The organism is Streptomyces omiyaensis (assembly GCF_014650895.1).
Classification (GTDB): domain Bacteria; phylum Actinomycetota; class Actinomycetes; order Streptomycetales; family Streptomycetaceae; genus Streptomyces; species Streptomyces omiyaensis.
The window spans coordinates 1-8,128 of sequence record NZ_BMVV01000060.1 but is presented as its reverse complement, the minus strand read 5'-3'; the positions used below and the strand labels follow the sequence as shown (position 1 = coordinate 8,128).

At 75.4% G+C, this 8,128-nt stretch carries 6 protein-coding genes and 1 pseudogene; all 7 read right to left on the bottom strand.

Annotated features, from left to right (window positions below; translation table 11 throughout):
* A pseudogene (locus IE287_RS37790) lies at window positions 1-255 on the bottom strand (DUF4097 family beta strand repeat-containing protein); the annotation flags it as partial.
* Window positions 256-532: 277 nt separating this feature from the next.
* Window positions 533-826 (bottom strand): hypothetical protein, encoded by a 294-nt coding sequence (locus IE287_RS37785; protein WP_189853960.1) that lies wholly within the window; start codon window positions 824-826, stop codon window positions 533-535.
* 239 nt (window positions 827-1,065) lie between these two features.
* Window positions 1,066-2,787 (bottom strand): PP2C family protein-serine/threonine phosphatase, encoded by a 1,722-nt coding sequence (locus IE287_RS37780; protein ID WP_189853959.1) that lies wholly within the window; start codon window positions 2,785-2,787, stop codon window positions 1,066-1,068.
* A gap of 791 nt (window positions 2,788-3,578) precedes the next feature.
* Complete coding sequence (locus tag IE287_RS37775) at window positions 3,579-4,376, bottom strand: phosphatase PAP2 family protein (protein WP_189853958.1); 798 nt, start codon at window positions 4,374-4,376, stop codon at window positions 3,579-3,581.
* Window positions 4,377-4,456: 80 nt separating this feature from the next.
* Window positions 4,457-5,410 carry a YihY/virulence factor BrkB family protein gene (locus IE287_RS37770; RefSeq protein WP_189853957.1) on the bottom strand — a complete coding sequence of 318 codons (954 nt, stop codon included), beginning with the start codon at window positions 5,408-5,410 and terminating at the stop codon, window positions 4,457-4,459.
* A 286-nt stretch (window positions 5,411-5,696) separates the two neighbouring features.
* On the bottom strand, window positions 5,697-7,610 hold the full coding sequence (locus IE287_RS37765; RefSeq protein ID WP_229884012.1) for a bifunctional phosphatase PAP2/diacylglycerol kinase family protein: 1,914 nt from the start codon (window positions 7,608-7,610) through the stop codon (window positions 5,697-5,699).
* 377 nt (window positions 7,611-7,987) lie between these two features.
* Window positions 7,988-8,128 (bottom strand): hydrophobic protein (locus IE287_RS37760; RefSeq protein ID WP_189853956.1); only part of this gene is annotated, 141 nt, incomplete at its 5' end.

Sequence of the window (8,128 nt, the reverse complement as noted above, 5' to 3'; positions counted from 1 at the left end):
GAGCTGGACGGTGATCTCGACGGAGCCGGAGGCGCCGAGGAGCTGGTTGTTCGTCTCGGGGGCGGTGATCCGCAGGACGCCGTCGGTGAAGGAGACGGTGGTCTCCTTCGCGGCCTTGACGTCGCGGCTGCGGCCGGGGACGGCGGGGCGGATGTCGACGGTGGTGTCGGTGCGGTCGGCGGCGATGAAGCGGAGGTGGCCGGCGGGGGCGGTGACGACGGCGGTGACGGGGGCGGCGGTGGCGAAGGTCTGCATGGTGACTGCTCCTGTGTGAGTTTCTCTCGGCCGGTGTTTCCGACAAGGGAAAAGTTACGTTGCTTTCCAGGGTGTGGCAACTGCTTCGTTGCGCTGGAATCGCATATACGCAGGTCAGCATGGAGAATTCATTGCAATGAAAGCTGGATTGATGCAACGGCATATGCCCAGGCGTTGCAATGGTGGGAGGGTGAACGCTCCACGGGGCGGCCGGTGCCGCCGTCGTACGGGGGGCGCCCCCGGTGGGGGTTCGGGGGCGGGCGCGGGGGTGGCCGGGTCAGTCGGCGAGGAGGGTCATCGTGACGGTCGCGGTGAAGGCCGTCCGGCCGGCCTGCGTGGCGGTGAGCCGTACGATCCGGGGCGCGGCGGGGACGGCGGGGCCGGGGGCGAGGACGACGTTGCGCGGGCTGGTCCGGCCGACGTGGCCGGGGACGGGCGGGGCGGCGAGGGGCAGGGCGCGGGCCATGGCGGCAGGGGTGTCGGCGCGCTCGCCGCGCAGACTGCGGTAGAGGGCGGGGGCCTGGTTGGTGAAGCGGGTCTCGGTCGGACCCAGGCGGCGGCCGTCGCGCACGGCCCGGGCGCGTCGACGCCCCGGCCACCACCGCACCGGCCACACCCACACCCGTGCCCGTGCCGGCCGCCGAAATACTCGGCCGCGGCACCACCCCCTCAAGGTCACCTCCCGCACTCCGGAGCCCAGACCGACTGGCATTGTCACAAGGGCGAACAGATCGTCGTCCAGATCTCCGGGACCGTCACCCAACTCACCCACAACCCCCGCCCACACACTCCTGTGGGCGGTTCCGGGCGTCAGTCGAGGCGGATGGCCAGCATGCAGGCGTCGTCCTCGAGGCCGGACTGTTCCGGGTCGGCGAGGACCCCGTCGATGAGGTCCTGCGGCGCCGCGTCCGCGAAGCGCGCGATGAGGTCGGACAGGCGGTCGATGCCCTTGGTGACGTCCTCTCCCCTCCGTTCCACGATGCCGTCGGTGTAGAGGAGCAGGAGGTCCCCCCGCCGCAGGGGCGTCCTCGTCGTCTCGTACGCGTAGCCGGGGAGGGCCCCGAGCAGGGGACCGCGGTCGCTCGTGCGGAGCGGCGTGGCGTGCCCGTCGCGGAGCAGGAGGGGCGCGGGGTGACCGGCGTCGGCCCAGTGGAGGGTGCGGGTCTCGTCGATGTGCCCGGTCACGACGGTGGCGGTCTGTTCGGCGGGATCGCTGCAGAGCAGATCGTTGAGCCAGGTCGTGATCTCGCCCGCGGAGGCTCCGGTCTGGGCGAGGCCGGCCAGGGCGTGCCGCTGCTGGGACATACGGGCCACCGCGTCCAGACCGTGCCCCGCCGCGTCGCCGATGGCGACGAGGACCCGGCCGTCGGGCAGGAGCCGGCATTTGTACCAGTCGCCTCCGACGGCCGCGTCCGGTTCGGCGGGCCGGTACGAGGCCGCCACGGTCAGTCCGACCGCGGCGAGGGCCTCGGAGTGGGTCGGCAGCAGCGCCTCGCGCAGGGCGTCGGCGACCCGTCGCTCGGCCTGCGCCTGGCGGCGCAGCCGGTCGGACTCGCGTTCCGTCTCGGCGACCCTGCGGCGGCTGCGGATCTGCGGGGTGAGGTCGCGGGCGACCAGGTTCACCGCCCACGGCCGCCCGTCGGTGCCGGCGACCGGCCGTCCGAGGAGGTCGAGCGTGCGCACCTCGCCGAGGACGAGGAAGCGGATGCGCGTCCAGGCGGGTTCCTCCCCCGCGAGGACGGAGGTCAGGAACTCGGAGAACGCGGTCAGGTCGCCCGGCAGCAGCGCGTCGCAGAGCTGGTCCAGCGTCCAGGGCATCCGGATCTCGGCGTGGAAGATCCGGCTCAGCCCCTCCGACCAGGTCACCTTCCCCGACAGCAGGTCCCAGTTGCCCCAGCCCAGGGACGCCAGGTACTGGGCGTCGATCGTCAGGAGCTCGGTCTGGCTCTGCACCGGCCGCCAGGTGGCGAGGACCTGCTCGCCGCTGCGCGCGGCGGAGTAGAGGAGCGGGGCGCGGTGCAGGCGGCCCAGGCGCTGCTCGGTGTAGTCGACGACCCTGCCCTCCAGCGGTCCGCCCCCGGCGACCACGTCCGCGAGCCCCGCGAGGAGTCCGCTCGCGGCCGCGCCCGGCCGGGCCTCCAGGAACCGCTGTCCGACCTGCCGGTCCGGCGCCTCCAGCCATTCGGCGGAACGGATCCTGTTGCCCGCGACGATGCGGAAGTCCAGCACGGCTCCCGTCTCGTCGTAGAGCGGCTCCAGGAGGACGGCGGAGGCCGGGATCGCGTCGAGTACGGAGCAGGTACCGGTGGCGTCGGGGTCGTGGGTGGTGCAGAGGCAGCTCGTCGTGGCTTCGTCGCGTTTGGGCAGGGTGGGCGTGGCGGCGAGCGTCTGGACGGGGGTGGTCACGTCCGCCCCGACCGCGGGTGTGGCGGGTCCGTCCGCGGTACGGCGGACCGCCGACCTCAGGCTGGAGATCTCGTTCTCGACGAGGCTCTTGAGCTCTTCGACGGTGTCGGGCAGCGGAAAACCCATGATCACCTCCCGGGGCCGGTGGACGTACCCCCGAGCCGGTGGTCCGGTCCCCGCCACCACCGACGCTCCTCCGCCTGTGCCCACAGACGCTCCGATCATGCGGACCCGGCGGGCCGGGCGGGCCGGGCGGGCGGGCCGGGCGGGCCGGAACCCGACCGTGGGGGGACCCACCGCTTCCGCGGCGCGAACGACGCACCGCAGAGGCCGACCGTCGCCGCCTCCCCCTCCGCGCCCCGCTCCCGCCGGGCGGTCTCGGGCAGCTGAGGGAGGACGGGGACCGCCCCGCACGAGGGGGGAAGGCGTGCGGGGCGATCGCACCGCGGGCCGCGGCTGGGGGGGAAAAGCCGCCGGCAGGCGGTGTGAGCGCAGTGCGCTCACACCGCCTCTACCCCCGCGCGGGGTGCCCATGCCCGGACGTCCGGTGGGCGCGCGAACGCCGGGTCCCCCTCCTTCCCGTCAGTGGCGGCGATCGGTCGGCGACACGCGAGCGTCCGTCGCGTCCGGTCCGACAGCTCCTTCCCAGCCCTCTCAGCCCTCTCAGTCCTCTCACCCCTCCCGGCACTCCGTCTCCGGGACCCAGGAGCCGGCGGCGGTTCGGGGCCGGCCAGGGCGTTGCGGAGCTTCTCCTCCACGCTCCAGGGCGGCGCACCCCCTCCTCGCCGGGGCGGAAAGCGGAGGCGCCCTGCGAGGGGGGCACGGGCCCAGAGGCGGGCGGCCCCCAGGTCGGGCGGCGGCGTCGGGCAGTGGCCCGGCCGGCGTGGGGCGTCCGCCGGCGGACGGCGGGAGGGGCCTCAGCCGTCGGAGCCGCGGCGCAGGTCGAGGGCGGGTTCGGGGGCGGTGGAGCGGAGTTCGGGTTCCAGGCCCTCCTCGGCGGGGTCGGTGCGCCGCAGGCCGGTGTCGGCCCGCCACGCCTCGAAGACGAGGGTGGTCGCCGTGACCACGGCCAGCCCGAGCAGCCAGCCCCCGACGACGTCGCTGACCCAGTGCACGCCCAGGGCGACGCGGGTGAAGCCGACGCCGACCACGCTGGTCACCGCCAGGGCCCAGGCCAGGAGCCGCCGGGCCGGCGGGACCAGCGGGAGCAGGACGAGCAGCAGGACGGCGCAGGAGGTGGTGGCCGTCATGGCGTGGCCCGACGGGAAGGAGAAGCCGGGCGCGTGGGAGACGGGGTCCGGCAGGTGCGGGCGCGCACGCTCCACGGCGTTCTTGACCAGCAGGCCGATCAGGCCGCCGGCCGTGGCCGTGACGCCGGCCCAGGCCGCCAGCCGCCAGGCCCTGCGGGTCAGGAGCCAGACCACCAGGGCCGCCACCAGCAGCCGCATCGTCACCGGGTCCCACACCACGCCGGTGAAGAACTCCAGGACGGGCACCACCACCGGATGGTCGAGGGCGGCCCGGTGCAGCCCCTGCGCGGCCTCCCGGTCGAGCCGGTGCAGCGGCGGCCACCCGGCCTCGACGAGCACGAGGGCGAGGGCGAAGGGCACCGCCGCGATGGCCGTGGCCGTCACCGCCAGCACCAGTCTCCGGCCGAAGGCGGCGTCGGGCCCGGGACGGCGGGACAGGAGGGCGGGAACGATGCGCTGTGCCATGGTGGCGCGGTCTCCCTTCGGGAGCGGGGACGGGGACAGGGGGGCAGCGGGGGCGGGAACGGAAACGGGCGGGGCGGGCGTCAGACGCCCGGGTCGCGGCTGACGGGCTCCTTCGTCCCGGCGCGTACGGCTTCCAGCTGGGCCGCGAAGGAGAGGCCGAGGAAGAGGGCCAGCGAGGTGAGGTAGGACCACAGCAGCAGCGACATGACGGCGCTCAGCGGCCCGTACACGCTGGTGAAGGAGCTGCTCGCGCCCACGTACAGGCTCAGGGCCCAGGTCGCCGTCAGCCAGAGCACCAGGTGGACGACGGCACCGAAGGCGAGCCAGGTGTAGCCGGGCTGGTCGCGGCGCGGCGAGAGGCGGAAGATCGCGCTGGTGGCGAGCACGGCCAGCAGGACGCCGGCCGGCACGCGCAGCAGGCCCCAGGCCCGGGTGGCGGCCGGGCCGAAGCCGTAGACCTCCGCGAAGGCGTGGGACAGGTCGGCGCCGAGCACGATGAGGACGAAGCTCAGCCCCAGCGGGAGGCCGGCCAGGACGGCCATGACCAGGCCGCGGAAGTACTTGTGCAGGAACGGCCGGTCGCGTTCGTTGCCGTAGATGCGGTTGGCGCCGCGCTCGACCTGGCACAGGCCCGTCGTGACGTTCAGGACCGAGAACAGCAGGCCCAGCCACAGGGCGGCCTGCCCACCGTCGCCCGCGTGCCGCCGGCTCTGGGCCAGCGCCTGGTCGACCATCTCCTGGCTCGGTCCGGTCGTCAGGCGGCTGATCGTCAGTTCGGCGACGCGGCCGATGCCCTCGGTGTGCAGCACGCCGGACAGGCCGATCGCGGCGATGGCCAGGGGCACGATCGACAGGACGGTCTGGAGGGCGAGTGCGCGGGAGTGGCTGAAGCCGTCCGCGTAGCGGAAGCGTACGAAGGAGTCCCTGGCCAGCCGCCAGCCGCCGTAGCGGCGCAGCGCGGCCCATGCCTCGTCGCCGGACAGTTCCTCGCCCCGCACGTGGCGTTGCTGCGGTACCCGGGTCGCGGTTCCCATCGGTTTCCTGACTGTGGGGTGGGTCAGTGGTCTGCGGTGCGAGGGGCCCCTAGGGCCTGTCTGACCATGGGCGTCGGATCAGGCCGGGTCGTTCGGTGCGTGCGATCGGCGTGCGGCCGGGGCGCCCTCGGTCGGGGTCTCCCCCGCTCGAGCGAAGCCGAGAGCTCGGGGAAGGAGCTACTCGGGCGTTTCGGCCGTGCGGCATGGGGGCACCTCCCGTGCCCGAAGGGCTACGGGGGAGTGCGTGCCGGGCGGGCCGGACCCGACGGGAAGGGTCAGACAGGCCCTAGGGAGGGGCGGGCGCCTGCGCGTCGGCGGGCGGTGGCCCGGTGGTGACGGCCCGTCGGCGCGCGGGCGGCCGGGCGCTCGCGGCCGGTGGCGCGGTGGCGGCGGGCGGCCGGGGCAGCCGGACGCGCAGGGCGGCCGGCTCGACGACGGCGGTCAGCCGGGTGCCGTCGGGCAGGGCGTCGCCGTCGAGTTCCCGGGGGCGGGTCCGCGCGAAGCGGATGTCGAAGCGGGTGGCCGTGAAGTACTCCAGGGCGCCGCCGGCGACGGGACCGTCCGTGGCGGCGGGGGTGCGGCGCGGCGGGCGGCCGGCGATGTGGAGGGCGGCGGCGAGCCAGCCGGCCGGGCCCCGGGGGTCGAACAGGACGAGTTCCAGGCGGCCGCTGTCCGGCCGGGCCCGCGGCAGCAGCCGCATGCCCGCCTGGAGCGTGCCGACGTTGCCGATGACGGCCATCCGGGCCCGCCGCCGGATCCGGCGGCCCCCGTCGAGGCGGATGGTCAGCCGCGTCCGGGGCTCGGCCAGGTGCCGGACGGCGGCCAGGACGTACGCGGGCCAGCCGAGGCGGGCCTTGAGGGAGGGGGAGGCGTCGCGGACCATGGCGGCGTCGAAGCCGGCGCCCGTCATGACCGTGAACAGGGTCGGTGCCAGGCCGTCGCCCCGGGCCCGTCCGGTGTCGATGGCGAAGTCCCCGCCGTCCAGGGCCGCGTCGAGGGCTTGTTCCGGGTCCGAGGGCAGGTCCAGGTTGCGGGCGAGGAGGTTGCCGGTGCCGCAGGGCACGAGCGCGAGCGGGACGCCGGCCGCGGCGACCACCTCGGCACAGGCGCGGACGGTGCCGTCGCCGCCGCAGGCCACGACCAGGTCGGCGCCGCCGGCGGCGTACTCCTCGGCGAGGTCGCCGCAGGGCCGGTCCGGGCCGGTGGAGATCCACCGCTGATCGGTGAAGCCGTGCCGCAGCAGGGTGGCCCGGATCCGCGCGGCCAGCTCGTCCGGGCAGGCGTGGGGGTGGCGGACCACCAGGGCCCGCCCGCTCCCGGGACGGCCGCCGGTGACCTCGACCGGGCGGGCCGAGGGTACGGGGGCGGAAGGGGCGGGGTTCGTGACGCCGCCGGGTGCGGCAGGGGCCGGGGTGGCGCCGGGTGCAGCGGGGACGGAGGCGGCGGGGGCCGGGCCGACACCGGATGCGGCGGGGGTGGGGGCGTCGCCGCACCCGGCCACGGCGCGGTCCGTGGCATCGCCGGGCACGGCGGGGTCCGGGGTGCGGCGGCCGGCGAGGAGGACCGATCCGAGCACGAGGAGCGTGAGGGCGCCGTTGAGCAGGCCGGCCGCCACGTCGGAGGGGTAGTGCATGCCCCGGTACATCCGGGACAGCCCGACCACCGGCGGCACCAGCAGCAGGATCCCGGCCGCGAGGTACCGCCGGCGGCTGCGGGTCCGGGCCAGGACGAGGACGGCCAGCCCGCCGTACAGGGCGAGGGACGCGCCGACGTGGCCCGAGGGGAAGCTGGAGGTGGGCGGGGCCACGTCCAGCCGCGGGACGTCGGGGCGGGGCCGGTCCACGAGGGCCGCGACGAGGAGGAAGACGGCCGACTGCACCGCGACCGATCCCCCCAGGAAGAGGGCATCGGACCAGCGCCGGGCGGGCGGCAGGAGAAGGAGCCCGAGGACGCAGAGCAGGGTCACGCCGACCACGGCCGGAGTGTCGGCGAGGACGGACAGCCCGCGCGAGACCCGGTCGACGAACGGGGTCCGGTGCGCGACGAGCGCGCGGACGATTCCGTCCTCGGAGGCGAGGATCCCGCCGACGGCGGCCGCGCGGGTGACCAGCAGTCCCAGCACCGTCATCACGACGGCCTGCGCGGCCACCAGCCACAGGAGCCGTTCTCGTCTCGCGGCCCCGCCGCTGTCGGTCGTCATGGGCCCCTTGTTGCCCGTCTCGTCCCGATGATGCGCCCGTCCCGGGCACCGCGCGCACCGCGCCCGGGACGCGGGGCTCGGGACTCGGGACTCGGGGCTCGGGGCGCATGCTGGCCGTCTCTTGCGGGCGGTGCCGGTCCGGCGTGCTCCGCCCCGGCACGACTCGGCGGGGGCGGGCCAAAGGTCTGAACGGTTTCGCAGGCCTGGGAGCACGTCAGCACTCACCCCCTCCCCTGTCCCCGCCACCGCTGCCCCGCTGCCGCTCCCGCTGCCCCGCTGCCGTTCTCGTTGCCCCGCGGGGCAACGAGAACGGCGGTGGCCCACCCCGAGTGCGGGGTGGACCACCGGCGTTCTCCTCTGACGGCGCGAAGATCCGTCTACCAGCGGTACCAGCGGCCGCTGCCGTTCTTCGGACGGGCGACGAACCCGATCAGCCACAGGACCAGGACCGCGATGGCGATCCACCACAGGGCCTTCAACGCGAAACCCGCACCGAACAGAATCAGGATGAGCAGAAG

Coding starts and splice junctions, on each gene's coding strand:
- IE287_RS37780 (WP_189853959.1), bottom strand. CDS start 2,787: ATGGGTTTTCCGCTGCCCGACACCGTCGAAGAGCTCAAGAGCCTCGTC.
- IE287_RS37775 (WP_189853958.1), bottom strand. CDS start 4,376: ATGGCACAGCGCATCGTTCCCGCCCTCCTGTCCCGCCGTCCCGGGCCC.
- IE287_RS37770 (WP_189853957.1), bottom strand. CDS start 5,410: ATGGGAACCGCGACCCGGGTACCGCAGCAACGCCACGTGCGGGGCGAG.
- IE287_RS37765 (WP_229884012.1), bottom strand. CDS start 7,610: ATGACGACCGACAGCGGCGGGGCCGCGAGACGAGAACGGCTCCTGTGG.